Source organism: Parahaliea mediterranea (assembly GCF_017255185.1).
GTDB lineage: Bacteria > Pseudomonadota > Gammaproteobacteria > Pseudomonadales > Halieaceae > JAFKCZ01.
In genome coordinates, this window is record NZ_JAFKCZ010000007.1 from 102,176 (window position 1) to 128,010 (window position 25,835).

At 63.6% G+C, this 25,835-nt stretch carries 25 protein-coding genes; 9 read left to right on the forward strand and 16 right to left on the reverse strand.

All coding sequences use genetic code 11. The annotated features are described in order from the left end of the window. Positions 1 to 9: 9 nt before the first annotated feature. The 3 genes from JYP50_RS10800 to JYP50_RS10810 form a co-directional block, all read right to left on the reverse strand. Positions 10 to 2,295, reverse strand: a complete 2,286-nt coding sequence (locus JYP50_RS10800) for a TonB-dependent receptor (protein ID WP_206560530.1) — start codon at positions 2,293 to 2,295, stop codon at positions 10 to 12. After that, positions 2,279 to 3,685, reverse strand: coding sequence for an MFS transporter (locus JYP50_RS10805; RefSeq protein ID WP_206560531.1), 1,407 nt, complete (start codon positions 3,683 to 3,685; stop codon positions 2,279 to 2,281). The genes JYP50_RS10800 and JYP50_RS10805 overlap by 17 nt, the downstream gene beginning before the upstream one ends. Before the next feature lie 170 nt (positions 3,686 to 3,855). Beyond that, positions 3,856 to 4,299: a hypothetical protein gene (locus JYP50_RS10810; protein ID WP_206560532.1), complete on the reverse strand. Its 444-nt coding sequence runs from the start codon at positions 4,297 to 4,299 to the stop codon at positions 3,856 to 3,858. On the opposite strand from JYP50_RS10810, the gene JYP50_RS10815 reads away from it, so the two are divergent. Next, complete coding sequence (locus JYP50_RS10815) at positions 4,298 to 4,894, forward strand: pentapeptide repeat-containing protein (RefSeq protein ID WP_206560533.1); 597 nt, start codon at positions 4,298 to 4,300, stop codon at positions 4,892 to 4,894. The two genes, JYP50_RS10810 and JYP50_RS10815, sit on opposite strands and share 2 nt — an antisense overlap. 92 nt (positions 4,895 to 4,986) lie before the next feature. Here JYP50_RS10815 and leuA read toward each other — a convergent pair whose 3' ends face one another. Further along, the gene (gene leuA, locus JYP50_RS10820) at positions 4,987 to 6,660 is read right to left on the reverse strand and encodes a 2-isopropylmalate synthase (protein WP_206560534.1); all 1,674 of its coding nucleotides are present in this window, start codon (positions 6,658 to 6,660) and stop codon (positions 4,987 to 4,989) included. 406 nt (positions 6,661 to 7,066) lie between these two features. Between leuA and JYP50_RS10825 the strand changes: the two genes are divergently transcribed. The 5 genes from JYP50_RS10825 (at position 7,067) to JYP50_RS10845 (ending at position 11,441) form a co-directional block, all read left to right on the forward strand. Beyond that, positions 7,067 to 7,552: an Lrp/AsnC family transcriptional regulator gene (locus JYP50_RS10825; RefSeq protein ID WP_206560535.1), complete on the forward strand. Its 486-nt coding sequence runs from the start codon at positions 7,067 to 7,069 to the stop codon at positions 7,550 to 7,552. Positions 7,553 to 7,667: 115 nt separating this feature from the next. Beyond that, a complete protein-coding gene (locus JYP50_RS10830; protein ID WP_206560536.1) occupies positions 7,668 to 8,444 on the forward strand; it encodes an SDR family NAD(P)-dependent oxidoreductase in 777 nt (258 codons plus the stop codon). Positions 8,445 to 8,503: 59 nt separating this feature from the next. After that, the gene (locus JYP50_RS10835) at positions 8,504 to 9,712 is read left to right on the forward strand and encodes a multidrug effflux MFS transporter (RefSeq protein ID WP_206560537.1); all 1,209 of its coding nucleotides are present in this window, start codon (positions 8,504 to 8,506) and stop codon (positions 9,710 to 9,712) included. Between the two features lie 58 nt (positions 9,713 to 9,770). Then, entirely contained in the window at positions 9,771 to 10,778 is a 1,008-nt protein-coding gene (locus tag JYP50_RS10840) for a cysteine synthase A (protein ID WP_206560538.1), read from the forward strand. 42 nt (positions 10,779 to 10,820) lie between these two features. Beyond that, positions 10,821 to 11,441: an NADPH-dependent FMN reductase gene (locus JYP50_RS10845; RefSeq protein WP_206560539.1), complete on the forward strand. Its 621-nt coding sequence runs from the start codon at positions 10,821 to 10,823 to the stop codon at positions 11,439 to 11,441. A 71-nt stretch (positions 11,442 to 11,512) separates the two neighbouring features. Here JYP50_RS10845 and JYP50_RS10850 read toward each other — a convergent pair whose 3' ends face one another. The 3 genes from JYP50_RS10850 to JYP50_RS10860 form a co-directional block, all read right to left on the reverse strand. Further along, positions 11,513 to 12,145 (reverse strand): thiol:disulfide interchange protein DsbA/DsbL, encoded by a 633-nt coding sequence (locus JYP50_RS10850; protein ID WP_206560540.1) that lies wholly within the window; start codon positions 12,143 to 12,145, stop codon positions 11,513 to 11,515. 115 nt (positions 12,146 to 12,260) lie between these two features. After that, positions 12,261 to 12,893 carry a c-type cytochrome gene (locus JYP50_RS10855; RefSeq protein WP_206560541.1) on the reverse strand — a complete coding sequence of 211 codons (633 nt, stop codon included), beginning with the start codon at positions 12,891 to 12,893 and terminating at the stop codon, positions 12,261 to 12,263. Positions 12,894 to 12,925: 32 nt separating this feature from the next. Beyond that, a complete protein-coding gene (locus JYP50_RS10860) occupies positions 12,926 to 13,231 on the reverse strand; it encodes a c-type cytochrome (protein ID WP_206560542.1) in 306 nt (101 codons plus the stop codon). A 215-nt stretch (positions 13,232 to 13,446) separates the two neighbouring features. Between JYP50_RS10860 and yihA the strand changes: the two genes are divergently transcribed. Beyond that, positions 13,447 to 14,109, forward strand: coding sequence for a ribosome biogenesis GTP-binding protein YihA/YsxC (gene yihA / locus JYP50_RS10865; protein WP_206560543.1), 663 nt, complete (start codon positions 13,447 to 13,449; stop codon positions 14,107 to 14,109). Between the two features lie 300 nt (positions 14,110 to 14,409). Here the strand turns inward: yihA and polA are convergent, their stop codons facing one another. Next, entirely contained in the window at positions 14,410 to 17,124 is a 2,715-nt protein-coding gene (gene polA, locus JYP50_RS10870; protein ID WP_206560544.1) for a DNA polymerase I, read from the reverse strand. A 399-nt stretch (positions 17,125 to 17,523) separates the two neighbouring features. Here polA and JYP50_RS10875 point away from each other — a divergent pair, with 399 nt between their 5' ends. Further along, complete coding sequence (locus JYP50_RS10875) at positions 17,524 to 17,826, forward strand: hypothetical protein (RefSeq protein WP_206560545.1); 303 nt, start codon at positions 17,524 to 17,526, stop codon at positions 17,824 to 17,826. A 79-nt stretch (positions 17,827 to 17,905) separates the two neighbouring features. Here the strand turns inward: JYP50_RS10875 and JYP50_RS10880 are convergent, their stop codons facing one another. The 4 genes from JYP50_RS10880 to JYP50_RS10895 form a co-directional block, all read right to left on the reverse strand. Further along, on the reverse strand, positions 17,906 to 18,565 hold the full coding sequence (locus tag JYP50_RS10880) for an SCO family protein (protein ID WP_206560546.1): 660 nt from the start codon (positions 18,563 to 18,565) through the stop codon (positions 17,906 to 17,908). A 95-nt stretch (positions 18,566 to 18,660) separates the two neighbouring features. After that, on the reverse strand, positions 18,661 to 19,560 hold the full coding sequence (cyoE, locus tag JYP50_RS10885; RefSeq protein WP_206560547.1) for a heme o synthase: 900 nt from the start codon (positions 19,558 to 19,560) through the stop codon (positions 18,661 to 18,663). Between the two features lie 9 nt (positions 19,561 to 19,569). Further along, positions 19,570 to 20,229 (reverse strand): hypothetical protein, encoded by a 660-nt coding sequence (locus JYP50_RS10890; RefSeq protein WP_347136768.1) that lies wholly within the window; start codon positions 20,227 to 20,229, stop codon positions 19,570 to 19,572. Between the two features lie 3 nt (positions 20,230 to 20,232). Continuing rightward, positions 20,233 to 20,997, reverse strand: a complete 765-nt coding sequence (locus JYP50_RS10895) for an SURF1 family protein (RefSeq protein WP_347136769.1) — start codon at positions 20,995 to 20,997, stop codon at positions 20,233 to 20,235. Positions 20,998 to 21,079: 82 nt separating this feature from the next. On the opposite strand from JYP50_RS10895, the gene JYP50_RS10900 reads away from it, so the two are divergent. After that, complete coding sequence (locus JYP50_RS10900) at positions 21,080 to 21,337, forward strand: DUF2909 domain-containing protein (protein WP_206560548.1); 258 nt, start codon at positions 21,080 to 21,082, stop codon at positions 21,335 to 21,337. Between the two features lies 1 nt (position 21,338). Here JYP50_RS10900 and JYP50_RS10905 read toward each other — a convergent pair whose 3' ends face one another. From JYP50_RS10905 to coxB, 4 genes are read right to left on the reverse strand one after another with little or no spacing between them, the layout of a single operon-like run. Then, entirely contained in the window at positions 21,339 to 22,304 is a 966-nt protein-coding gene (locus tag JYP50_RS10905; RefSeq protein WP_206560549.1) for a cytochrome c oxidase subunit 3, read from the reverse strand. Positions 22,305 to 22,351: 47 nt separating this feature from the next. Beyond that, on the reverse strand, positions 22,352 to 22,912 hold the full coding sequence (locus tag JYP50_RS10910; protein ID WP_206560550.1) for a cytochrome c oxidase assembly protein: 561 nt from the start codon (positions 22,910 to 22,912) through the stop codon (positions 22,352 to 22,354). Positions 22,913 to 22,926: 14 nt separating this feature from the next. Next, positions 22,927 to 24,507 (reverse strand): cytochrome c oxidase subunit I, encoded by a 1,581-nt coding sequence (gene ctaD / locus JYP50_RS10915; protein ID WP_206560551.1) that lies wholly within the window; start codon positions 24,505 to 24,507, stop codon positions 22,927 to 22,929. 15 nt (positions 24,508 to 24,522) lie between these two features. Further along, the gene (gene coxB / locus JYP50_RS10920) at positions 24,523 to 25,677 is read right to left on the reverse strand and encodes a cytochrome c oxidase subunit II (protein ID WP_206560552.1); all 1,155 of its coding nucleotides are present in this window, start codon (positions 25,675 to 25,677) and stop codon (positions 24,523 to 24,525) included. Positions 25,678 to 25,835: the final 158 nt, after the last annotated feature.

Consider the following 25,835-nt stretch of genomic DNA (forward strand, 5'->3'; position numbering starts at 1 on the left):
AGTGCCCTGTCAGAAGTCGTAGTTCACCTCGATTCCGTAACTGCGCGGGTCGGCCCACTGGTTCACGGTGAACACGGACAGGTTGATCGCGCTGTTCCAGTACTCCTCATCCGTCAGGTTACGGCCCCAGGCCGCCACGCGCAGGCGACCGTCGCCAACCGGGATCTGGTCGAGCTGCACCCGCGCGCCCAGCAGGCCGTAAGCATCCACGTTGGTGCTCGGGTCATCGACGATATTGACGTAGAAATCGTCCTTCCAGGCATAATCGACCCGCGCCGACAGCTCGCCAAACGGGAGCGGGTCGAAGGTGTACTTGGCCGAGGCGAACACCGTGTTGCGCGGCGAGTAGGAGAAGTAGCGGTCGTCGGAGACATCGCTGCCGTCGTCGCCGGTAAAGTTGTCGTAAGCCGTGTCCAGGAAGGCGTAGTTCAGCACCAGGTCGAGGTTTTGGGTGGGGCGCGCGGTCAGCTCCATCTCCACCCCCTGCATGGTGGCGTCACCGGCATTGACGATAACGATAGTGATCGCGTCTTCGCCCAGGCGGCCCGCCTGAAAGTCGGTGTAATCGTTGTAGAAGGCCGACACGTTGAACTGCACCCGCTGATCGAACAAGCGGCTTTTCAGGCCCAGCTCGTAGGTGGTCATGGTCTCCGGGTCGAAGGGTGTTTCAAAGGCGAGGTTGGTACTGGCCACGCCGTTGAAACCACCGCTCTTGAAGCCCGTGGCGACTTTCGCGTAACCATTGATGTCCTCGCTGAAACGCCAGGCCGCCACCACCATGGGGGTGATCTCGCTCCAGCTGTCGTCGACTTCGACGGGGATCAGGTCACCGCCCGCAGAAAACACCGGATTGCCCTGCGAATCGCGTACATAGACACCGCCATTGGGGTCTGCCGCATTGACGTCATAGACGCTGCGATCCACCCACACCGAATGCACATCCTTGGTTTCCCGTGTCCAGCGGGCGCCGACGGTCAGATCGAGCCGCTGCTCAAAGGCATCCGGCGTCCAGGTCAACTGGCCGAACGCCGCCACCGACTCGTCCTTGGCGCCGCGGTTGCTGACGTCAAAATTGTCGCCGCCGAGCTGGAAAATCCAGCGCGGGTTGTCGGTGCTCCACTCATCCTCGTAGTAGAACAGGCCGAGCACATATTCCAGCCGGTCGGTGCTGCCGAGCAGCTGCACTTCCTGGGTGAACTGCTCGAAGTCGTTCTCGATGCGAAAGCGGAACATGTCCAGGCTGGTGCCGTCGAAATCCGAGAGGCTCAGGGTGTGCAGATCGCGGTAAGCGGTGATCGATTTCAGGGTGAGATCGCCCAGCGCCGTGCCGGGCATATCGTAGGTCACCGTCAGTGAGTGGCCCTCGATGTCCACCTCGCTCGTCTGGGCGCTGTCGTTGGCGATGGCATCGGGCCGGTCCTCGCTGGTCGCCGCGGCCACCAGCGGGTACAGCGGCGGAATCACATAGGCGAAGGTATCGGATTGGGTCAGCGCCAGCATGGTGGGGCGCTGCTGGGCGTCAAAGCGGTCGTAGCCGTACTCCAATAGCAGCCTGTCGCTCGGCTCGAGCCTCAGGTCCACCCGGCCGCCCCACTGGTCGCGGTTGTCGAAGTCCGGTTCGGAGGGGTCGGTATTGTCGTAGAAACCATCGCGCTCGCGGAAAAAACCCGACACCCGGGCGCTGAACTCACCCAGTCCACTACCCACCTGCCCCACCGCGGGCAGGTCCAGGGCGCCGCGGGCTTCGACCAGGTTCTCGTTGCCCGCTCCCACTTGCAGGTAGCCCTCCAGTTCGCCACTGGGCTTGCGCGTGACCAGGTTGATGGCGCCGCCGATGGTGTTCTTGCCGTAGAGCGTACCCTGCGGACCACGCAATACTTCCATCCGCTGCAGGTCAACGGCATCAAAAATGGCGCCGGAGGTCTTGGCGATGGGCACGCCATCCAGGTACAGGCCCACCGCGTTGTCGCGGCTCAGGTTGTTGGTGCTGTTCAACGCGCCGCGGATGCTGATAGTCGCGTTCACCGAACCGCCCACCGTGGGCGCCACCATCAGGCCAGGGGTATAGTCGGAGATGCCCTCGATGTCCCGCGCGCGCAGTTCGCCGAGGGTTTCGGTGTTGAGCGCGGTAATGGCGATGGGCGTCTCCTGCAGGTTCTCCTCCCTGCGCTGGGCGGTGACGATCACCTCTTCCAGCGCCGCCTGCTGCGCCAGGGCCGGCGCGACGTAGGCCGGCAACAGCGCGCCAACGGACAACAGGGACAGGGTGCGGGCAATATTATGTGGCTTGTACATAGTCGACTCCTTTGTCCCCGGAGGGAGTAGTGTTCGAGTGAGAAAGCGCTTGCAGGTCGCGCGTCCGCTGCATGGCGTGTACCTGCTCCACGCAGCGGCGGTAATGCGGCAGGCCGAGCCAGAGGATCACCACGATGGTGGGCGCGATCACGGCCGAGGCCAGCGCGATCGAATAGCGCAGGGCCGCGTCGTCGGCAAACACGAAATCGGTGAGCGCGGCGATCAGGCTGGCGCCGAAACCAATACCCAGGATGTTGACCAGGAACAGCATCACGGCCAGCATCTGCGCGCGCATCTCGTTGGGGGTAATTTCCATCAACGCGGCGGTGGTCACCCCCACCGAGACCTGCCCCAGGTAGGTGGCCACGGCCATGCACAGCAGCGCCAGTTCAGCGCTCGGCATCAGCGGCCCCACCACCAGTGGCAGGGTCTTGCACACCGCGGCGATCAGCATAACCCGCATATTGGCGTCGGCGTGGCCGCGGCGCATCAGGTGGCCGCTCAGCCAGCCGCCGCTGAGAATGCCGGCGGCGCCGCACAAGCCCATCACCAGTCCATAGGAATAGCCGGCACCACTGGCGCTCATGCCATAGGTGCGCATCAGAAAAGTCGGGTACCAGATGGCCGTGCCCACCGCCAGCATGCCGAGGAAGGCCACCGCCGAGAGATGCGCGCCGTAGGCCTGCCAGCGCTCGCGCATGTAGCCGCCGATCACGGCCAGCGGAATCCGCTCGCCCTCGGTGTCGTACATACGCTCCTGCCGTACCGGTTCGCGGAAGCTGAACATCAGTGCCGCAATCAACAGGCCCGGGAGACCGACGATAATAAAGGCCAGTTGCCAGGTGCGAAACGTACCCAGCCAGCCGAGTTGCACTTCGTCCACCCCGGCCAGCAATTCGAGCACCAGACCGCCGATGATCAACGCCAGCCCCCCGCCCACCGGATAGCCCAGGTGATACACGCTAAAGGCCATGGCGCGCCGCTCCGGCTTGAAACTGTCCGATATCAGCGAGGCCGCGGCGGGACTCAGGGCCGCCTCGCCGACGCCGACACCCATGCGCGCGACGAATAGCTGCCCGAAGGTCTTGGCCATGCCGCACAGGGCGGTCATCAGGCACCAGAAGACAATGCCGACGGCGATGATGCCGCGCCGGCTGCGGCGGTCGGCCACCCGCGCCAGCGGGATGCCGACCACCACGAACAGCAGGGAAAAGGCAAAGCCCTGGAGCAGGCTCACCTCGAAATCGGTCAGGCCGAGATCGGCGCGAACCGGCCCGACCAGCAGGGTCAATATCTGCCGGTCGATGGCGGAAAAGGTGTAGGCCAGAAACAATACGGCTACGGTATACCAGGCCGCCGACACCGGCGGGTAGGCGTCGCGTTCGGACATAGGCTCACTTAACTATTTTTATCGCATTGCCCGGCAATTTATCCTACCGCCTCGCCGGCAATAAACGGCTGGCCAAGCAATGATTGTTTCCAGATGGGCGGCAATAACCTCATGCAAGCCCGGGGGAGGTTCCCGACCGGCCCCGGAATCGTAAAGGGGTCCGCGTCCGTTTACCAGGTTCGATCGGCCGCCGACATCCGCCGGTCGACCCCGCCATCGGCACCGGTATCGGCACCGGTATCGGCATCGGCATCGGCATCGGCATCGGCATCGGCATCGGCATCGGCATCGGCATCGGCATCGGCATCGGCATCGGCGACCAGGTAGCCCCTGTCGGGTGGCCCGGCACAACCCGGAAGGAAATATTCATCAACGCCGGCGCCGAAACCGTGTACGCTGCGGTGGACGGCGACCCGGGGATAAACCGCCGACGGCCGAATTATTCCCGCGACTCGGCAAAAAGCCCAAGGGGGCGCCTTCAGCCGGCGGGCATCGCGCCTGCCGGAACCGCAACCTGGTCTAGCGCCCCGGCAAAAGGTCTTGAAAGCCTGTCTCGGGCACGGCGGCGGAGCCGATACGGCGAACTGATACGCAATACAACAGGAGCGCGGCATGGAGCTGCCCGACAAGTCGGAATTCTGGTCGCAAAACTTCGACTCGCTGGAGCTCTCGGGAGAGATTCTCGATGGCCTGGAGTTCGACGGCTGCACCTTTCACAACTGCAACTTCAGCGAAACCACCTTGAAAAGGTGCAATTTCGTGGACTGCGAATTCAGCCAGTGCAACCTGAGCGTCGCCAGCATCGAGTATTCGCGGTTTGCCGATGTGGTGTTTCGCGAGTCGAAATTGGTCGGCATCAACTGGACCAAGGTCGACTGGCCGCGATTGCTGCTGGGCGCCCCCTTCGCGTTCTACAAGTGCATCCTGCACGACAGCTCTTTCTACGGCCTCTCGCTGGCGGAACTCGTGCTGGAAGACTGCGGCGCGCATCGCGTCGACTTCCGCGAGGGAAATTTCAGCAAGGCGAACTTCATCTATACCGACTTCAGCGAAAGCCACTTCGACAAAACCGACCTGAGCGGGGCGGACTTCGCCGAGGCCAGCAACTACGATATCGACATCTACCGGAACACGATCAAGGGAGCCCGCTTTACGCGCTTCGATGCGGTGCGCCTGCTGGACAGCCTGGATATCAAACTGGTGGATTGATAAGGCAGGTGAAAAAGGGCTCTGACCCCTTTTAAAAGGGGTCAGAGCCCTTTAACGGACTTCGAGGCCGATTGAAGGGGTCGCCCCCTTCGTCAGGCCGCGGCGTGCGCGGACTGCCGCACGGCGCGGTTGATGGCGCCGAGAATTCCATCCAGCGAGGCCTGGATGATGTCGCTGCTGCGGCCCACGCCGCAGTGGCGGTCGCCGTCGATGTTGAGCTGGATATAGCACACGGCCTCGGCGTCGGCGCTGTGGGACAAGGCGTGCTCGCTGTACTCCACCAGCACGATCTGCTTGCCGGTGAAACGGCTCATCGCGTCCACGAAAGAGGCCACCACACCGTTACCCGAGCCCTTCAGGGTATGGCTGGCCGCGCCCTGCACCAGTTCGGCCTGCAGCTGGTCGACGTTGTCGGCGCGGCTGACCTGGTAGTCGCCCAGGCGGTACTCGCCCCCTTCCGCCAGGTAGGTCTGCTGGAAGAGGCTGAAGATCTCCTCGCCCGACACCTCGCTCTCGCGGTCCTCGGCGAAGGCCTGGACCGTGCCGCTGAAGTCGATCTGCAGCCAGCGCGGCAATTCGTAGCCGTAGTCCCGCTCCAGCACATAGGCAATGCCGCCCTTGCCGGACTGGCTGTTGATGCGGATCACCTCCTGGTAGGAGCGGCCGATATCCCGCGGATCGATGGGCAGGTAGGCCACCTCCCAGGGAGCGTCCTCGTCGCGCCTGGCCAGGCATTTCTTGATCGCGTCCTGGTGGCTGCCGGAGAAGGCGGTGAACACCAGGTCACCGGCCCAGGGGTGGCGCGGGTGCACCGGCAGCTGGGTGCACTCCTTCACGGTCTGGATGATCTCGTCCATGTGCCCGAGTTGCAGCTGGGGATCCACGCCCTGGCTGTACAGGTTCATCGCCATGGTCACCACGTCCATGTTGCCGGTGCGCTCGCCGTTGCCCATCAGGGTGCCCTCCACCCGGTCGGCGCCGGCCAGTACGCCCAGCTCCGCGGCGGCCACCGCGCAGCCGCGGTCGTTGTGGGTGTGCAGGGAGATCAGCAGGCTGTCGCGGCGCGCCACCCGGTCGCAGAACCACTCGATCTGGTCGGCGTAGACATTGGGCGTGCTCATCTCCACCGTCGCCGGCAGGTTGATGATCACCGGCTTGTCGGGGGTCGGCTGCCACACCGCGGTCACCGCGTCGCAGATCTCCACCGCGAAATCCAGCTCGGTGCCGGTGAAACTCTCCGGCGAATACTCGAACACCCACTCGGTCTCCGGGTATCTGGCGGCGCACTCCTGCACCAGCTTGGCCCCGCGCACCGCGATGTCGACGATACCCTGGCGATCGAGGCCGAAGACCTGCTCGCGCTGCACCGTCGAGGTGGAGTTGTACACGTGCACGATGGCGCGGCGGGCGCCCTTGAGGGCCTCGAAGGTCTTTTCAATCAGATCGGGCCGGGCCTGGGTCAGCACCTGTATGGTGACGTCATCCGGGATGCGACCGTTGTCGATCAGCTCGCGCACGAAGTTGTAGTCGTGGCCGGAGGCGGAGGGGAAACCCACTTCGATCTCCTTGAAGCCGACCTTGACCAACTGGTCCCAGAGCTTCGACTTCTGGCGGCCGGTCATGGGCTCGATAAGGGCCTGATTGCCGTCCCGCAGGTCCACGCTGCACCATAGCGGCGCCTTCTCCAGCTGGCGATCGGGCCACCGGCGCGAGGTCATGCGCACGGGCTGGAAGGGCTGGTACTTGCGATGGTCGAACTGGCTCATGGTGACAAACTTCCCTTGTGGAAAAAGCGGATTTACCCCTGTGTATCAGTATGGCTCATTTCGGAAAATACCGGCGGACTCGCGCGCCCGCATGTTCCGAACGGCCAACCGAACCGATCGGGAAGACCGGTTTGATGGCTCATAAAACGAACTGGCTGCCCACCCGGCGGACCCGAGCCTGCCCTCGTGAGGCATTGCACCGGCGGCCGGCCGCGGCGGTAACCGCGGGGCCTGGCAACGGCGGGTGAGAAATCAGCCGAGCGAAAAGTATACAACGACCGCTTGAGGGAATTTCTGCAAACACCGCACTCATTTGGCCCATTTCCGCAATATTTAACCAAAATAACAAAATTTTTGGGTTATATTCACTACCCTCAAGCCAAAGGACAATGAAAGCGAGCCACTCATGAAATTCGACCGCACCGATCGCCGCATCCTGGAGATCATGCAGCGCGACGCCCGAATCAGCAATCTCGAACTGGCGGAACTGGTGGGCCTGTCGCCAACCCCCTGCTCCCGCCGGGTCAAGCGCCTGGAGGAATCGGGGCTGGTGCGCGGCCACGTGACCCTGCTCGACCAGTCCCGTCTCGGGCTCAAACTGACCGCCTATATCGGCATCACCATGGACCGGCATACCCCGGACCGTTTCGAGGCCTTCGAAAAGGAGGTCTGCAGCTACCCGGAGGTCGTGGAGTGCTCGGTGGTGACCGGCCAGAGCGCCGACTACCTGCTCAAGGCCGTGGTCGCGGACATGGAGTACTACGAACGCTTTCTGCTGGGCAAGCTGACCCGGATTCCCGGCGTGACCGGGGTGCACTCCAGCTTCGAGCTGCGCCGCGTCCTGCAGCGCACGGCGTTTCCCCTGGATCACCTCAATGACGGCCAGAGCTGAGGCCCGGCCCGGTTATCACTATCGGTCACTTTGGGTGGCCGAATCGGGTCTGTGACCGGCCGCGCCATCACCGGACAATAGGTAAAAATGGCCGCGAAAATAACAGGAGGGGCGGATGCACGACGTCAGGGACCAGGTCGCGATTGTCACCGGCGGCGCCAGTGGCATGGGGCGCATCATCGCCGGACGACTCGCCGCGCGCGGCGCCAGGGTGGCGATTTTCGACATCAATGAGGACAACCTGGCGACCGCCGCCGGGGCCGGCGGTTTCACCCCCCTGCGCTGCGACATCGGCGACCGCGCCGAGGTCGAGGCCGCCGTCGCCAGGGTACAGGCGGAGCTGGGCCCGGTGGACCTGCTGGTGCACGCCGCGGCGCTGATGCCCAGCCACCAGCTCATCGACCACACCCACGAGGACATGGAGCGCCTGTTCCGCATCAATTATTTTGGCACGACCTACGCCGTGCGCGCGGTGCTGCCACAGATGATGGCGCGCGGACGCGGGCGCATCATTGCCTTCGGCTCCATCGCCGGCCACGCACTGGTGCCGCACATGGGCGCCTACTGCGCGACCAAGTCGGCGGTGAACAGCTACATCGAAGTGCTGCAGAACGAGATTCGCGACAGCGGAGTCAAAGTCCACCTGGTCTGCCCCCCCGCGGTGAACACGCCGTTGATCGACCAGAGCCTGGATACCGACAGCCCCGGCAGCCTGCGCAACGCCAAACAGTCGGGGCGGCTGGCGGACCCGGAGAAAATCGTCGACGCCATCGACAAGGGCGTGGCCAAGGGGCGCGACATCATCTACCCCGGGGAGGCCCGACTGCTGATGCTGTGGCACACGCTGGCGCCCCGGCTGTGGTGGAAAACCGTACTCGGCTTCGAGAAATAAACCAGCGGGACGCCAGTCTCGGGGACAGGTGATCGCGGTCGTGATAGCATCGCCGGCCCATGGCCGCGCATTCACAACGATTCCTGCACCCCGATTCCGGCTGGATACTGCTCCTGCTGGCGGCCCTGGTATCGCTCGGGCCACTGAGTATCGACATGTACCTGCCGGCGATGCCGGTAATGCGCGAGTCCCTCGACACCTCGACGGCCAACGTGCAACTCACCCTGAGTGCCTACCTGGCCGGCTTCGCCGTGTTTCACCTGGTGTGCGGCCCCCTGGCGGACCGCTTCGGCCGCAAGCCCGTGCTGCTCGGCGGCGCGATCATCTTTGTGGTGGCTTGCATCGGCTGCAGCCTGTCGACCACGGTGGAGCAACTGATCGCCTTTCGCCTGCTGCAGGGCGTCGGCGCCTGCACCGGCCCCACCCTCGGCCGGGCCATTACCCGGGACCTGTTCGGGCCGCGCCGCGCCGCCCGCGCACTGTCGCTGATCGCCATGTTGATGGCCCTGGCGCCGGCGGTAGCGCCGACCCTGGGCAGCGCCATGCTGCTGGTGCTGCCCTGGCCCAGTATTTTCGTGTTCCTGGCCGCCTACGGCCTGCTGATCGCATTGCTGGTACAGCGTCTGCTGCCCGAATCCCTGCCCCAGCGCCAGAGCCTCCACCCGGCCGTCATCGGCCGCAACTTCGCCATGCTGCTGCGCTCCGGCCCGTTCATGACCGTGGCCCTGGGTAGTTCGCTGCTGTACGCCGGACTGATGGCCTACCTGGCCTCCTCGGGCTTTGTGTACATCGACATGCTGGGCGTGCCCCTGCAGTATTTCGGCCTGATTTTCCTCACCACCGTCATGGGCTACATCATCGGCAGCGCGACCAGCGCGCGCCTGGCCGGCCGGCTCGAATCCCACCAGGTGGTGATACTGGGGGCCCTCCTCGCCACCGCGGGCTGCCTGTTGATGCTGGGCGGTTCCAGCCTGTGGCCCGAGAGCGTGCTGGCCTTGATGCTGCCGATGATGGTGTTTAGCGCCTCGCTGGGACTGATCCTGCCCCACGCCATGACGCTCGCGCTGCAGCCCTACCCGCACATGGCGGCCACCGCCTCCGCCCTGCTCGGCTTTATTCAGATGGGCGTTTCCGCCACCGCCAGCGCCGCGGTCGGCGGGATACTGGGCAACTCGCCGGCGCCCATGGTGTGGTCGATGACCGCGCTGTCGCTGCTCGGCCTGCTGCTGTTGCTGCGGGTGCGCCGCGGCGCGGACGCGGCCACCTGACCGGCGGCCCGCGCCTGTGGCATACTGGCGCGTCCCTGTAACTCGCGGAGTCAGCCCCTTGCAAACCGCCGCCGACGTCACCCAACTGATTGGCAATACCCCCCTGCTTCACCTGAGGCAGGTCTCCGAACGCACCGGGTGCACCATCCTGGGCAAGGCGGAATTCCTCAACCCGGGCCAGTCGGTCAAGGACCGCACGGCGCTGGGCATTATCCGCGCCGCCGAGCGGGCGGGGGAGCTCGAACCCGGCGGGCGCATCGTGGAGGGCACCGCGGGCAATACCGGCATCGGCCTGACACTGCTGGCCAACGCCCTGGGCTACTCCAGCACGGTGGTCATGCCGATCACCCAGAGCAAGGAAAAGATCGACACCCTGGAATTGCTCGGCGCCGACCTGCACCTGGTGGGCGCCACGTCCTACACCGACCCCAACCACTATATCCATACCGCCGAGCGCCTGGCCAACGACTATGCGGCCCGGGAGCCCCACGGCGCCATCTGGGCGCGCCAGTTCGACAACCTGGCGAATATGGAAATCCACCGCGACACCACCGGCGAGGAAATCTGGCGACAGACCGACGGCAAGGTGGACGGCTTTGTCTGCGCGGTGGGTACCGGTGGCACCCTGGCCGGGGTCTCCACCGCGCTCAAGGCCCACAATCCCGCCGTGCAAATCGGCATCGCCGATCCCGCCGGCGCCTCCCTTTCCAGTTATTTCGGCACCGGCGAACTCTCCCCCAGCGAAGGCAATTCGATCATGGAGGGTATCGGCATCAACCACGTGACCGGCAATGTGGCCCAGGCCCGGGTCGACCACGCCTGGTCGATCAGCGACGCCGAGGCCCTGCCCTACCTGTTCGACTTGCTGCAGCACGAGGGGCTGTGCCTGGGGGGCTCCTCGGCGATCAATATCGCCGGCGCGGTCAAGCTGGCCGCGGAGCTGGGGCCCGGCCACACCATCGTCACCATCCTCTGTGACTACGGCAACCGCTACCAGAGCAAACTGTTCAATCCGGTCTTCCTGCGCAACAAGGATCTTCCGGTACCCACCTGGCTGGATATCTGAGCGCGGACCGACGACAAGCTATCACGAGAATAAGGAAAAGCCATGAAACTCGGCATCATTTGCGGCAGCCACCGCCCCGATTCACAGAGCGGCAAGGTCGCACGCTACATCGAACGCGCACTGCGCGAACAGGAAATCTGCGACGAGACCTGGCTCTTCGACCTGGCCGGCAATCCCCTGCCACTGTGGGAAGAGGGTGTCTGGGACAGCGAGGACGCCCGCTGGCAGGAGCACCTCAAACCGCTCAGCGAACAACTGCACAGCTGCGACGGCTTCGTGGTGGTATCACCGGAGTGGCACGGCATGGCACCGGCCGGCCTGAAGAATTTCTTCCTGATGTGGACCGCGGGCGAGGAGATCGCCCACAAACCGGCGCTGATCGTCACCGTGTCGGTGGCCGACGGCGGCTCCTACCCCGTCGCGGAACTGCGCATGAGCAGCTACAAGAACAGCCGCATCTGCTACCTGCCGGAGCACCTGATCATCCGCTACGTGGACACCGTGTTCAACGACAAGCCCGAGGACAACAAGCCCAGCGCCCAGGAATACTTCGAGGCGCGGCTGACCTATTGCATGGAGCTGCTGCGGGAGTACGCCCTGGCCTTCCGCCAGATTCGCGCCAGCGGCAAGGCCAGCCTGGGCACCTACAGCAGCGGGATGTGAGGCGAACCCAGTTGGCCGAATGAATTCGGCCCTACAGGGGGTGCTGTAGGGCCGCGCAGCGGGCCCCGCGCCTATTCCGCGCCGGCGGCGCGCTCCTGGGCGATCAGGTATTCGGCGATCTTCAGCATATTGGCCTGGCTGCCCGCCTTGCGGGTGCTGATGCGGTACTTGCCGTTGACCATCATCTCCGGCGTGCCGGTGATCTTGGCGGCGCGGGCGCGGCTGTTGGCCTGGCGCACCTGGCTGCCGACACCGAAGGAGCTATAGGCCTTGTCGAAATCCTCGGCGGCTACGCCATTGGCGGTAAACAGGGCCTTGATTTCCTTGTCCGACTGCAGGCGCTTGCGGTCGACATTCATGGCCTGAAACAACACCGTGTGCATGGTATCGAGCACACCCAGCACTTCCGCAGTGTAGTATGCCTTGGCATGCAGCTCCATGGGCTTGTTCCACACCGCCGGCGAACCGACAAAGGCCACGTCGTCTGCGAGGGACTTTTTCCACTGGGTGACCATGGGTTCGAAATTGTAGCAGTGGCCGCAGCCGTACCAGAAAAACTCGGTCACCTCGACCTTGTCGCCATCGACGGTGCGCAAGGGCGGGGTGATAAGGTCATAGTGTTTACCTTCCTGCCAGTCCTCCGCCCATGCGGCCACGGGGGCCAGGGCCAGGAGGGAAAGCGCCAATATCCAGTTTTTTAGCATGGTAGTACTCCAAGTTGTCGCATCGGCTTTGACCGCGAGTAACCCAGCGGGTTCTGGCGGTGCAAAAAAAAGGTGGCCCGAGCCACCTTCATTGATATCGGTGTAGCGCCGCCGCTTATTTCAAGCCGGCGGCGTAGCTGGCGACGGCCTCGATTTCCTTGTCGCTGAGACCAAAGGCCGTCGAACGCATAATGCGGGTATCACCGTCGTTGGTGCGACCGCTTTCGTCCTCGTGACCCTTGCGGTACATCTTCAGCTGGCTGGCGATGTATTCGGCGTGTTGCCCGGCCAGCGAGGGGAAGCCCGCGGGTGCGTTGCCCTTGCCATTGGGGGAGTGGCAAGCGGTGCAGGCCGGCACGCCGCGCTCGGCCACGCCTGCGCGGTAGACCTTCTCACCCAGGGCCAGCAGGTCCGGGTTGGTCTGGCTTCCGCTGCGGGGCAGGACCGCGTAGTAGGCGGCGATGTCCGCCAGCTGCTGGTCGCTTTTGCCATCCAGCTGGCCCGCCATGGTGGGTACCGGACGGGCGCCGTCGCGAATGTCCTGCAACTGCTTGAACAGGTAGCGGGCGTTCTGGCCCGCCAGTTTGGGGAAGGTCGGCGCGGGGCTGTTGCCGTCGGCACCGTGGCAGGCGGCGCAGACCGCGGTTTGCGCCTCGCCAGCCTTCGCGTCCCCTTCCGGGGTCTTGGCCGCAAGTGCGGCCTGGCTAAGCCCGAACAGCAAGCCACAGGCAATTACTATCTTTTTCATTTCACTTCCGGGTCTGGTTGTTGTGTGCCCGCCTACTCCGCCGGAGAGGACATGAATTCAATCAGGGCTTTGTATTCGTCGTCGCTGCAGTCGAAGCACATACCCTTTGGCGGCATGGCATTCAGCCCCGAATTCACCGACTGAACCAGAGCGTCCACCCCCTTGTCCAGGCGCGGCTTCCAGGCTTCGACGTCGTGTGTTTTGGGCGCGTTTGCAGCCCCGGTATTGTGGCAGACAGCGCAGCTTTTGTTGTACTTCTCCATCGGCGGCTGAGCCATGCCGGGTTGTGCCAATACGGCCAGGGTCGAAATAGCGGCCAGGAGTGTCAACTTTTTCATTGCTAACCTCATATCAGGGTTGGGGGCTCTTCCTTCGGCCAATCACCGCCGACGAAAAAAAGCTGTGGCATTATATACGACTTGCCGCGCTGTTGAAAAACTGCCCGCGCCATCCTTTTCCCGGAAGGGCGGCGAAGTGCTCGAGGCGGCGCGCACCACCAACAAACCCGATTTACCGGCCTGCGCCACAGGCCCGGACAAGGCACCATGCAACCATGACAGAACCCGAAGTCGACAAGGCCCCGCCCCGCCCCGAATACCGGCGCGCGGAATTTCTCACCAGCGCCGGCAAGTTCGCCCAGTGCCCACCCGACGAGGGCTGGGAAGTGGCTTTCGCCGGCCGCTCCAACGCAGGAAAATCGAGTGCAATCAATAGCTTGACCGGCAACCGCAAGCTTGCCCGAACCTCCAAGACCCCGGGTAGGACCCAGCTGATCAACTTTTTCGTGGTGGGCGAGCAACAGCGCCTGGTGGACCTGCCAGGCTACGGCTTCGCCAAGGTCCCCGAGGCGGTCAAGCGGGAGTGGACCCGGCAGCTGGAAAGCTACCTGCAACAGCGGCAAAGCCTGCGCGGCCTGGTGCTGCTGATGGATGTGCGCCATCCCCTGCAAGCCTTCGACCAGCAAATGCTGGGCTGGGCGATCGCCGCCGACATGCCTGTGCACATCCTGCTGACCAAGGCCGACAAGCTCAAGAACGGCCCCGCCAGCAATACGCTGCTGCAGGTCCGCCGCCAGTTACAGGACCGGTCCGACATGATCAGCGTACAGCTGTTCTCCGCACTGAAGCATACCGGGCACAAAGAGCTGCGGAAGGTCCTGGACGCCTGGTTGACCGATGCCAGTGTGTATGACGATGAAGAGGGATTGGCCGAGTAAAAGGACGGAGAAACGCGGCCCGGCACATCCTGTGCATAAAAAAGCCCGGTTGCCTATAGGGGGGTAGACAACCGGGCCACCTTGGGTCTCTGGGGAAGAGACGTTGCTCGAAAACGGCCCATGGAGAATGACCGCCAGAGCATGTAGCAGCAAGCTACGATTAATGAGACTGGCGTCCGCGCCCAGAGTTCCCCCCGGGCGAAAAATTATCGGCGGCCCCGGGAGCCAGCCTGCCGCGGCCCGACCGAGCGCGGCCCGACCGAGCGCGGCCCGACCGAACGCGGCCCGACCCACACCGGCTCAGTGGGCCTCGTCCCAGTTGTCCCCCACCCCGGCCTCCACCAGCAGCGGCACGTCCAGGCTGGCGGCCCCGGACATCAGTTCGCAGACCTGCCCGCTGATCGCATCCACCTCGCCGGCGGCCACCTCCAGCACCAGTTCGTCGTGCACCTGCATGATGATGCGCGCATCCACCCGCTCCGCCTGCAACCAGCCGTACACCGCCAACATCGCCATTTTGATGATGTCGGCGGCGCTGCCCTGCATCGGCGCGTTGATGGCGGTGCGCTCGGCGGCCTGCACCCGCATCTTGTTGCGGGCATTGATTTCCGGCAGGTAGAGTCGGCGGCCGAACAGGGTTTCCACGTAGCCGCGCTCGTGGGCCAGCCCCCGGGTCCGGTCCATGTAATCCTGCACCCCGGGATAGCGCTCGAAATAGCGGTCGATATAGGCCTGGGCCTCGTTGCGCCCCAGGTGCAGCTGCCGCGCCAGGCCGAAGGCGGACATGCCGTAGATCAGGCCGAAATTGATGGCCTTGGCCTTGCGTCGCTGCTCGGCGGTCACCGCGTCCAGGGCGATGTCGAACACCTCGGAGGCGGTGGCGCGGTGCACGTCCTGCCCCTCCTTGAAGGCCTGCAGCAGGCCCTTGTCGCCGGACAGGTGCGCCATGATGCGCAGCTCGATCTGGGAATAGTCAGCGGCGACGATGCGGTAGCCCTTTGGCGCGATAAAGGCCTGGCGGACCCGCCTGCCCTCCTCGGTGCGTATGGGAATGTTCTGCAGGTTGGGGTCCGAAGAGGACAGCCGCCCCGTGGCCGCCACCGCCTGGTGGTAGGAGGTGTGCACGCGCCCGGTTTTCGGATTGATCATTTCCGGCAACTTGTCGGTATAGGTCGACTTGAGCTTGCTCAGGCTGCGGTACTCCAAGAGCACTTTCGGCAGGGGGTAGTCCAGCGCCAGCTCCACCAGTACCTCCTCGGAGGTGGAGGGCGCTCCCTTGGGCGTCTTGCGGATCACCGGCAGCTCGAGCTTGTCGAACAGGATTTCCCCCAGCTGCTTGGGCGAACCCAGGTTGAAGGGCTGGCCGGCCAGGTCGTGGGCCTCGGCCTCCAGCGCCTGGAGGCGCTTGCCCAGATCCGCGCTCTGCCGCTGGAGCAGCTCGCGGGACAGCAGCGCGCCCTGGCGCTCGATCCGCGACAACACCGGCACCAGGGGCAGCTCGATGTCGCGGAATACGTCCGCCAGCCGCCCCTCCGCCTCGAGCTGCGGCCACAAGACCTGGTGCAGGCGCAGGGTGACATCCGCATCCTCCGCGGCGTAGGGACCGGCCTGCTCCAGCGGAATCTGGTTGAAGGTCAGCTGCTTGGCGCCCTTGCCGGCGATGTCCTCGAAATGGATGGTCTTGTGACCGAGATACTTGAGGGCCAGGCTGTCCATGTCGTGGCGGGTGGCCACCGAGTCCAGTACGTATGACTCCAGCATGGTGTCGAAGCGGATGCCGCGCAGGGTGATGCCGTGGTTGGCCAGGACGCTGGCGTCATACTTCAGGTTCTGGCCCACCTTGGCCGCGGACTCGTCCTCCAGCAACGGGCGCAACTGCGCCAGCACCGCGTCCCGCTCAAGCTGCTCCGGCGCGCCCGGGTAGTCGTGGGCCAGGGGCACGTAGGCCGCCTCCCCCGCCTGGACCGCGAACGACAGGCCCACGATCTGCGCCTCCATGTAGTTGAGGCTGGTGGTCTCGGTGTCGAAGGCGAACACCTCGGCCTGCTCAAGGCGCGCCACCCAGGCGTCGAGAGCCTCCTGGGTGAAGACAATGTCGTAGTCGCCCTGTACCGCCTCGGGCTGGGCCACCTCGCCCTCCCCCAACAGCTCTTCCAGCCAGGCCTTGAACTCCAGCCGCGTGTACCATTCCAGCAGGGCCTCCCTGTCCGGCTCGCCGTTGCGCAGCTCCTGCGGCGTCAATTCGAGCTCGACGTCGGTCTTGATGGTGGCCAGTTCGTAGGACAGGAGGGCCTTGTCCCGCTCTTTTTCCAGCTTGGCGCCCATGCTCTTGGCGCCGCGAAACTCCAACTCCGCCACCTTGTCGAGATTGCCGTAGATATCCTCCAGGCCACCCAGCCCCTGCAACAGCGCCAGGGCGGTCTTCTCGCCGACACCGGGGACACCGGGAATGTTGTCCACCTTGTCGCCCATCAGGGCCAGGAAGTCGATCATCAGGTCCGGGGTAAATCCGTACTTCTCCCGCACCCCGGCCTCGTCCAGCACGCTGCCGGTCATGGTATTGACCAGGGTGGTATGGCTGTTCACCAGCTGCGCCATGTCCTTGTCGCCGGTGGAAATCACCACGGCCCTGCCCTGCTCGCTGGCCTGCCTGGCCAGGGTGCCGATGACATCGTCGGCCTCCACCCCGGGGACACAGAGCAGCGGCAGGCCGAGTGCCCGCACCAGGCTGTGGATAGGCTCCACCTGCGCCCTCAGGTCGTCGGGCATCGGCGGCCGCTGGGCCTTGTACTGATCGAACAGCTCGTCGCGAAAAGTCTTGCCCTTGGCGTCGAACACCACCGCCACCGGGCTGTCCGGGTAGTCCTTGATAAGGCGTTTCACCATGCTGATAACGCCCTTGATCGCCCCCGTAGGTTCTCCTTTAGAACTAATAAGTGGCGGCAATGCGTGAAAGGCGCGGTATAGATAAGAGGATCCATCCACCAGGACGATTGGCAGGGTGTTGTCGGCCATGGGCGCTCTCTCGCATCGGTTGCGGGTTGCTGGCACGCCTTTGGCGCCGGTGCAGTCGCGGCCGGCGGCGTGAAGAATCGAGCATTAAAGCCCAACAGCGGGCAAATTGCCACGCCGCGCGGCGCCGACCCGCGCGGTACCCGGCGAAATCCGGGTACGGCCGCGGCTTGTTACCCGCGAATCACACCCCGGCAAGCTCGCGGCAATCCGAAACGCAAAAATCCAATTTGGAACTAAATAGAGTTATTTTCAATAAAATCAGTAACATAATAAAAATGTGCATTATTCACGCAGAGAAACAGAGGACTTGAACTGTCACAAGCCGTCCACATACTTTCAGGCAAGGTAACAAATGTGTTACCTTACGCACATCAAGGTAACAAACTGGAGAGTCGTAATATGAAACTGCGTTCTATATTGAGCTCCATGTTGCTGGCCACGGCGCCATTTGCCGGGGCCCAGGACGTGGATTACGTGATTGTCCGCGCCGCCACCCAGGCGGAGGCGGGCGCAATGATTCAGCCAGCGGTGGCAACCCGGGAAACCCCCGCGGTAAAACCCGCGGCCGAGGTAGATAGTGGTCGCGCCAGCACCGAGTCAGTGACCAGGGAGCTGGACGCCATGCTGGAACAGCGCTTCGAGCACGAACACGCCGCCCCGGAACGCCCTGCCGCCAGGGCGCTGTTGGTAAGCGCCAGCTAACCCTATAGACCCGCCGGTGCGATGACGCACTCGGCGGGCGGTCTACGGTGGGCGAGGGTGGTTGGTGACGCGTCGGCGTCTAGCGCTCCCAGCGGTAGCGCGCGGCGCGGTAGGTAACCTTCATTTTCGCCAGATCCAGCGGCGCCTTGAAGAAGCCGTGATAATCACCCCGCGGGTTAATCAATACCACGTTGGCGCTGTGATCGACGAGGTAGTCCTCGCCCTGGCCCGGCACCTTGCGAAAGGGTGTATTCAGGGCGGTGGCAAAACGGAACAGATCCAGGAATTCACCGGTGACACCGACGAATTCCGGGTTGAAGTAGGGCACATACTCGGCCAGTTGCTCGGGCGTGTCCCGCGCCGGATCGACGCTAACCATCACTACCCGGGTGTCCTCCGCCTCGGTGCCCTCAAGCTGCCCCACGAACTCATTGAGGAAACTCATGGTGGTGGGGCAGATATCCGGGCAGTAGGTAAAACCGAAAAACAGCAGGGTCCAGCGCCCCTCGAGGCGCGCCGGCGTAAAAGCCTCGCCGCGGTGATCCAGCAAGGAAAAATCCCCGATATCCCTAGGCGTTTCCAGAATATAGGTGCCATTGGCCTTCATTTCCGCATCGCTCATCGCCCGCGGCAGGCCGATGCGGTGCACAAAGCCCGCCACCACCACACACATGAAAACCACCACGCCGGCAATGGTCAGCTGAACTCCGCGGCGCTGGCGACGGCTCCGGTCTGTCATCAAACACTCTCCGCTCTTATCAATCATTGTCATCCATCGATCGCTGTCCCCTGCCGCTGCGCGGCCGGTGACACTGACCGCTTTTCAGTTGCCCGCTACAGAGTAGCGACGGGAAACAGGTAGTGGTCCACCAGCATCACCACGAACAGGGCCATCAGGTAAATAATGGAGTACTTGAAGGTTTCCATCGGCGCCCGCGGGTTGCGGTTGCGCAGCAGCTCGATGGCCCAGTAGAGAAAGCCGCCACCCAAGACCACCGCACCGAGCAGGTACAGGGGGCCGCTCATCCGGGTGACAAAGGGGAGCAGGGTGATGGCGAACATGATCAGCGTATACAGCAGGATGTGCAGCTTGGTAAACATCACCCCGTGGGTCACCGGCAGCATGGGGATATCCACCGCCGCGTACTCCTCCCGGCGATGAATCGCCAGCGCCCAGAAATGCGGCGGCGTCCAGGCGAAAATGATCAAAACCAGCAGCAGGGCATGGCCGTGAATCTCGCCGGTCACGGCGGTCCAGCCGAGCAGGGGAGGGGCCGCGCCCGCCAGGCCGCCAATGACGATATTTTGCGGCGTGGCACGCTTGAGAAACATGGTGTACACAAAAGCGTAGCCCACCAGGGACGCCAGGGTCAGCCAGGCCGTGAGTGCATTGACCCAGATAATCAGTATCGCCATGCCCGCGACGCCCAACAGCGTGGCAAAGAGCGCCGCCTGCGGCGCCGCCACCCGGCCCCGGGCCACCGGCCGATTGCGGGTCCGCGCCATGCGCTGGTCCACCCGCTGGTCCACCAGGTGGTTGACCGTGGCGGCGGCCCCGGCGCACAGGGCGATGCCCAGATTGCCCAGAAGCAATACATCCAGCGGCACCATGCCCGGCACCGCCATGAACATACCGATGGCCGAGGTGAGGATCATCAACGCCACCACATTGGGCTTGGTCAGCTCCTTGTAGTCGCGCCAGGAGGCTTTGGCGGGGAGGGTGGTCTCGCTCATGATATCGGATCAGGCACTGGAGTTTTTCAACAGGAATTTCAGGTCGGCGATGACATCCTTGTACGACACCGAGCTGTCGTAGGACATCATAATCCAACCCGCGGGGTCCACCAGGTACCAGGTATCCGGGGCGGACAGGTGCTCGGCGAACAGCCGCGCCATTGTCGCGCCGTCGACTTCCAGCGCGCGCATCTGCTCGTGCTCCCGCTCGAGATAGGCGGGAAAACCGGGCGGCAGCGGGTGATCGTCGCTCAGGGCGCCCACTTCGAGGCGGGTCCCCGCCACCGGCGTGTCGCTAATGTAAAAGCGGCGAATGCGATTGTACTCCTTGCCCATCGCCAGGTGTATCTGTCGCGTGAGATATAGCAGCTGCTCGCACTGCGCGGCGCAGGTTTCGCCGCTGTTTGGCACGGCGAAGGTCCACTGCGCCTCCAGGGCGTCAAAATCCAGTGCTCCGCCGCCACTGTCCCGCAAGCCGGCCTCCGCCAGTTGTCGCGGCGGCTCCACCAGCCGGCCATTGTTGGCGGTGCCCAGGGCGCCGACGATATCCAGGTCGCCGCGGACCACAAAGAACCACAGCCAGGTGGCGGCCAGGATCATGGTCAGGGGAATGCCGGCGATCAGTAACAGCACCAGGCGGCTGCTGTTGGCGGTTTGGGTGTTGTCCACGTTTCAGTTTTCTCCGGTTCGACGGCGCAACAGTTGCCAGAGGTTACTGCTGCGCAGCAGGAATACAAGCAGTAACACAGCGGCCATGCAGAACCACTGCACCGCGTAGCCGGTGTGCTTGGCCGGACTCACGTTCACCGGCGACCAGCCGGCGCGCAGCGCCGCTGGATCCACGGCGGACAAACGCAGGGATCGGGGAAACAGTTCCCGCTCCAGGCGGCGCCCGAGCACCGGCGCCAGCTTGTCCATCTCCAGCGCCTGCAGCACGATCGGCCAGCCGCCATCCAGCGCCTGCTCGCCCAGCAGATAGGCCTCCCCCGGCGCCACATAGATGCTGGCCGACAGGGTGTGCAAACCGCGCGGTTGCTCGATCCGGGGCAGGCTGCGACGGGCGGAATCCCCGGCAACCCAGCCGCGATTGACCAGCACCGCGCGATTGCTGTCCGCGATCTCCAGTACCGCGACCACCTCGTAGCCGAATTGACCCTCGCGGATACGGTTGTCCAGCAGCAGGTAGCGCTCGGGGTCAAAACGCCCCGTGACCGTTACCCGGCGAAAGGCCAGCTCGTCCGCCGGCGCCTCCCACAGCGCATCCAGCTCCACCGGCCCGGCGGCCCGGCGCTGCTCATGGACCGCGGCGATAGCGCGCTTGTCCTCGGCGCGCTCCAGCTGCCAGAAGCCCAGGCTCACCAACACCGGCAGCAGGACCAGGGTCAGCGCGGTGGTCCGCCACTCGAGGTCCAGCCGCAGCCGCGGCCCGGCGCTCACCCGCGCGGCCCCGGACTGCGCCCGCCAGCAGGCGTTACGCCAAGTGGTTTATACTGCACGGCCAATTGAGAGGAGCTGAACATTGCTGAAAATTGCGATCGTCGTATTGATGGTGGCGCTGGTCGCCAGCCTGGGAAGCGGATTTTACTTTCTGATGGCGGACCAGGGAAATCGCCACAAACGCCGGCTGTTCCACTCCCTGGGGGTCCGGCTGGGCCTGGCCGTCAGCCTGGCGGCGGTCATCGTCTACGGAGTGGCCACCGGGCAGCTGGGGCACCGCAACCCCTGGGATGCCGGGCCGCGACCCGCGGCGGCATCCCAGGATGAGAAGGGCGACTGACTTACAGGATGTAAACGAACAGGAACAGGAACACCCAGACCACGTCGACGAAGTGCCAGTACCAGCTGGATGCCTCGAAACCAAAATGGTCGTCGGCGGTGAAGTGGCCGAACTTCACCGAGCGGATCCATTGGATCAGCAGCATGGTCATGCCCATCATCACGTGGAAACCGTGGAAACCGGTCAACATGAAGAAGGTGGAGCCATAAATGCCCGAATTCAGGGTCAGGCCGAAGTGTTCATAGGCCTCGTAGTATTCGTATGCCTGCACGAATACGAAGATGATGCCCAGCAGCACGGTCAGGCCCAGCCACAGGTTGAATTTCTTCTTGTTGCCATCCAGCAGACCCAGGTGGGCGATGTGCACGGTAACGCTGGAGGACAGCAGGATAAGGGTGTTCCACAACGGCAGCCAGGCATACCACGCGGAGGCGTCGCCAAAGGCCATGCTCTTGTCATAGCTTTCGAAGGTGCCGTTATTGGCAATCAACTGATTGCCGGCGCCGCCGATCGACTCCTGCGGCGTACTGGCCATCGGCCAGCTGTACTGGAAACCTTCCCACAGCAAGCCGTTCATGCGCCCGCCATCACCCTCGCCGGCCAGCCAGGGACCCGCCAGGTTGCGCACATAGAACAGGGCGCCGAAGAACGCGAAGAAGAACATCACCTCGGAAAAGATGAACCAGAACATGCCCAGCACATAGGACTTCTTCAGCTGGGCGCTGTTCATGCCGGCGATGTTCTCGCGGATGGTGGTGCGGAACCACACAAACAGGGTGCCGGCGAATATCGCCAGGCCCACCCAGAGAATGCCCCAGGAACCGCTGCCGTCGCCGAAGGTCATTTCGTTCAGGCCATAGGAGGCGCCGAAAATACTGAGGATCAGGCCGATGGTGGCGCACACCGCCAGCTTGCTTTTCTCAGGGACGTAGTACTTTTCGTACTCTGTGGATGTTTCGGTAGTCATTCTATTAATTCTCCATTTTTGTCACACCGGCCCCCGACCAGCGTGCGCTAGCGGGCGGCGACGGCGCCGCCCGCCATATCGGTCACATCAAATATTGTGTACGACAGAGTAATCGTGTGGATATCCCGCGGCAGGTCCCGGTCGATGATGAACTGCAGCGGCATCTCCGCCCGCGCCTGCCCGTCGAGCGGCTGCTGGTTGAAACAGAAGCACTCGGTCTTGTGGAAGTACTCCGCGGCACGCGAGGGCGACACGCTGGGAATCGCCTGCGCGACCATGGCCTCTGGCAGCGGGTTGTAGGCGAGGAACACGGTATCGTTGGACGCGCCCGGATGCACCTTCATCGCAGTCACGCTGGGACTGAACTCCCAGGGCATGCCCTCGTTGTTGGTGGCCACGAACTGGATGGTCACCACCCGGTCCTCGTCGACACCGGCCTGCACCGCGGTGTAGGCCTGGCCGGAGGTCTTGCCATTGATGCCCAGGGCGTCGCACAGCACGTTGTACAGGGGCACCATCACCACGAAGACAAAGGCAAACATGGCCACCGCCACCGCCACCAGCTTGATGGCGGTATCGATGGCGGGATTGTTGCTCAGCCGTATCATGGTTCAGGCCCCGTTTACGAGTGCGCGTGCGAAGCGTCGACCTTCGGCGGCGTCTCGAAGGTGTGGTAGGGCGCCGGCGTGGGCACGGTCCACTCCAGACCTTCCGCGCCGTCCCAGACCTTGTCGTCGGACACCGGCTTGCCGGACACGATGGTGGCGATCACGTTGTACAGGAACAGGATCTGCGACGAGCCGTAAATGAAGGCGCCGATACTGGACATCATGTTGAAGTCCGCGAACTGCAGGGCGTAGTCCGGAATCCGTCGCGGCATGCCCGCCAGGCCCACAAAGTGCTGCGGGAAGAAGGTCAGGTTGAAGCCGATGAAGGAGATCCAGAAATGGGTCTTACCCATGGTCTCGCTGTACATCTTGCCGCACCACTTGGGCAGCCAGTAGTACACCGCCGCGGTCATGGAGAACACCGCGCCGGCCACCATCACGTAGTGGAAGTGGGCGACCACGAAGTAGCTGTCGTGGTACTGGAAGTCCGCCGGGGCGATGGACAGCATCAGGCCGGTGAAGCCGCCGATGGTGAACAGCACCAAAAAGCCCAGGCAGAACAGCATCGGCGTCTCGAAGGTGAGGGCGCCGCGCCACATGGTGGAAATCCAGTTGAACACTTTCACCCCGGTGGGCACCGCGATCAACATGGTGGCGTACATGAAGAACAGCTCACCGGCAACCGGCATGCCCACGGTGTACATGTGGTGGGCCCACACGATGAACGACAGGAAGGCGATGGACGCGGTGGCGTAGACCATGGAGTCGTAGCCGAACAGCGGCTTGCGCGCGAAGGCCGGGATGATCTGGGACACCACGCCAAAGGCCGGCAGGATGATGATGTATACCTCGGGGTGGCCGAAGAACCAGAACACGTGCTGGAACAGCACCGGGTCGCCACCGCCGGCGGCGGAGAAGAAGCTGGTGCCGAAGTGGATATCCATCAGCATCATCGTCACCGCTCCGGCCAGCACCGGCATCACCGCCACCAGCAGGAAGGCGGTGATCAGCCAGGTCCACACGAACAGTGGCATCTTCATGTAGGTCATGCCGGGGGCGCGCATGTTCATCACCGTGGCGATGATGTTGATCGAGCCCATGATCGAGGAGATCCCCAACACGTGGATACAGAAGATGAAAATGGTTACCGACGGCGCCGCGTAGGTGGTGGACAGCGGGGCGTAGAAGGTCCAGCCGAAGGCCGGTGCGCCGCCCTCCATGAACAGGGTGCTGGCCAGCAACAGGAAGGCCGGCGGCAGGATCCAGAAGCTCCAGTTGTTCATCCGCGGCAGGGCCATGTCCGGCGCCCCGATCATCATCGGGATCATCCAGTTGGCCAGGCCGACGAAGGAGGGCATGATCGCCCCGAACACCATGACCAGGCCGTGCAGGGTGGTCATCTGGTTGAAGAACAGCGGGTCGACCAGCTGCATGCCGGGCTGGAACAGCTCGGCGCGGATGATCATGGCGAAGGACCCGCCGAGAATGAACATGGCGAACGAGAACCACAGGTACATGGTTCCGATGTCTTTGTGGTTGGTGGTGAACAGCCACCGTGAAAGGCCCTTGGCAGGACCGTGATGATGATCTCCCATCGTTATCTCCTCCAATTAGCCTTTCTTGTGGTTGAACACGTCGATCGGCTGCACCATGTCACCCATGTTGTTGCCGAACGCGTTGCGCTGATAGGTAATGACCGCGGCCATGTCCACGTCGTTGAGCTGGCCGCCGAAGGCCTGCATGGCGGTGCCGGGCACGCCGTTGATACCCACTTCCAGGTGGCCGGCCATATCGCCGGTGGCGATCGGGCTGTCGGCGATGGCCTTGCCCAGGCCACCCTCGCCATTGGCGCCGTGACAGGCGGCACAGGAGCGGTCGTAGACCCCCTTGCCGCGCTCCATCAGCTCGTCCATGGAGAAGGTCTGGGCCATCAGTTGCTTGATTTCCGCCGCCTCGGCCTGTTTGGCGGCCATCCACTCGGCGTACTCTTGCTTGCTCACCACGTTGACCACCACCGGCATGAAGCCGTGGTCCTTGCCACACAGCTCCGCGCACTGGCCGCGGTAGACACCCTCCTCGGTGGCCTGGGTCCAGGTCTCGTTGATGAAGCCGGGGATGGCGTCTTTCTTGACGGCCAGCTCGGGCACCCACCAGGCGTGGATCACGTCGTTGGCGGTCACCAGGAAACGCACCTTGGTGTCCACCGGGATCACCAGCGGTTCGTCCACTTCCAGCAGGTAGTGCTCACCCTTGTCGGCGGTGTTGTAGATCTCGCTCTGGGGCGTGCGCAGGTTGCTGAAGAAGGCGACGTTCTCGCCGTCCTCGTTAATGTATTCGTACTTCCACTTCCACTGGTATCCGGTGATCAGGACATCCATCTCGGCGTCCTCGAAATCGTAGATTTCCAGCAGGGTGGAGGTGGCGGGCACCGCCATGGCGATCAGAATGAAGAAGGGCACGACGGTCCAGGCGATCTCGACCTTGGTGCTCTCGTGGAAGGTGGCGGGTGTGACGCCGCGGGATTTGCGGTGGTAGTAGATGGAGTAAAACATTACCCCGAACACCAGTACGCCAATGATGACGCAAATCCAAAAGATGGTCATGTGCAGGTCGAAGATGCTCTGACCCACGTTGGTGACGCCCGGTGGCATATTGATCTCGTTCACCTTGGCGTCCGCGGCAGCGGTAGAGGCGCTATACAGGCCCAACAGCATCAGCACAGGACCAAGCGCCAGGGCGGTCAGCCGCTTCGCTTTCAAGAACATTTCCCGTGTCTCCATTCTTTGTATCCGTTATGGTCCCCACAACCGATCACGCGGCAGCGCCTTCGGACCTGATCCGGTGCAATCCCACGGCGAATGCGTGCGGGCGGACTGCTGACCTTTGCCAGGTCGGGGAGATGGAAGACGTTGCGAACGTACCA

Excerpts from the sequence above, each read along its gene's own strand:
- JYP50_RS10880 (WP_206560546.1), bottom strand. The coding sequence starts at position 18,565 with ATGACAGACCGGAGCCGTCGCCAGCGCCGCGGAGTTCAGCTGACCATT.
- cyoE (WP_206560547.1), bottom strand. The coding sequence starts at position 19,560 with ATGAGCGAGACCACCCTCCCCGCCAAAGCCTCCTGGCGCGACTACAAG.
- yihA (WP_206560543.1), top strand. The coding sequence starts at position 13,447 with ATGACAGAACCCGAAGTCGACAAGGCCCCGCCCCGCCCCGAATACCGG.
- ctaD (WP_206560551.1), bottom strand. The coding sequence starts at position 24,507 with ATGGGAGATCATCATCACGGTCCTGCCAAGGGCCTTTCACGGTGGCTG.
- JYP50_RS10825 (WP_206560535.1), top strand. The coding sequence starts at position 7,067 with ATGAAATTCGACCGCACCGATCGCCGCATCCTGGAGATCATGCAGCGC.
- JYP50_RS10905 (WP_206560549.1), bottom strand. The coding sequence starts at position 22,304 with ATGACTACCGAAACATCCACAGAGTACGAAAAGTACTACGTCCCTGAG.
- coxB (WP_206560552.1), bottom strand. The coding sequence starts at position 25,677 with ATGTTCTTGAAAGCGAAGCGGCTGACCGCCCTGGCGCTTGGTCCTGTG.
- JYP50_RS10800 (WP_206560530.1), bottom strand. The coding sequence starts at position 2,295 with ATGTACAAGCCACATAATATTGCCCGCACCCTGTCCCTGTTGTCCGTT.
- leuA (WP_206560534.1), bottom strand. The coding sequence starts at position 6,660 with ATGAGCCAGTTCGACCATCGCAAGTACCAGCCCTTCCAGCCCGTGCGC.
- JYP50_RS10830 (WP_206560536.1), top strand. The coding sequence starts at position 7,668 with ATGCACGACGTCAGGGACCAGGTCGCGATTGTCACCGGCGGCGCCAGT.
- JYP50_RS10805 (WP_206560531.1), bottom strand. The coding sequence starts at position 3,685 with ATGTCCGAACGCGACGCCTACCCGCCGGTGTCGGCGGCCTGGTATACC.
- JYP50_RS10910 (WP_206560550.1), bottom strand. The coding sequence starts at position 22,912 with ATGATACGGCTGAGCAACAATCCCGCCATCGATACCGCCATCAAGCTG.
- JYP50_RS10875 (WP_206560545.1), top strand. The coding sequence starts at position 17,524 with ATGAAACTGCGTTCTATATTGAGCTCCATGTTGCTGGCCACGGCGCCA.
- polA (WP_206560544.1), bottom strand. The coding sequence starts at position 17,124 with ATGGCCGACAACACCCTGCCAATCGTCCTGGTGGATGGATCCTCTTAT.
- JYP50_RS10835 (WP_206560537.1), top strand. The coding sequence starts at position 8,504 with ATGGCCGCGCATTCACAACGATTCCTGCACCCCGATTCCGGCTGGATA.
- JYP50_RS10860 (WP_206560542.1), bottom strand. The coding sequence starts at position 13,231 with ATGAAAAAGTTGACACTCCTGGCCGCTATTTCGACCCTGGCCGTATTG.
- JYP50_RS10855 (WP_206560541.1), bottom strand. The coding sequence starts at position 12,893 with ATGAAAAAGATAGTAATTGCCTGTGGCTTGCTGTTCGGGCTTAGCCAG.
- JYP50_RS10815 (WP_206560533.1), top strand. The coding sequence starts at position 4,298 with ATGGAGCTGCCCGACAAGTCGGAATTCTGGTCGCAAAACTTCGACTCG.
- JYP50_RS10850 (WP_206560540.1), bottom strand. The coding sequence starts at position 12,145 with ATGCTAAAAAACTGGATATTGGCGCTTTCCCTCCTGGCCCTGGCCCCC.
- JYP50_RS10810 (WP_206560532.1), bottom strand. The coding sequence starts at position 4,299 with ATGCCGCGCTCCTGTTGTATTGCGTATCAGTTCGCCGTATCGGCTCCG.
- JYP50_RS10845 (WP_206560539.1), top strand. The coding sequence starts at position 10,821 with ATGAAACTCGGCATCATTTGCGGCAGCCACCGCCCCGATTCACAGAGC.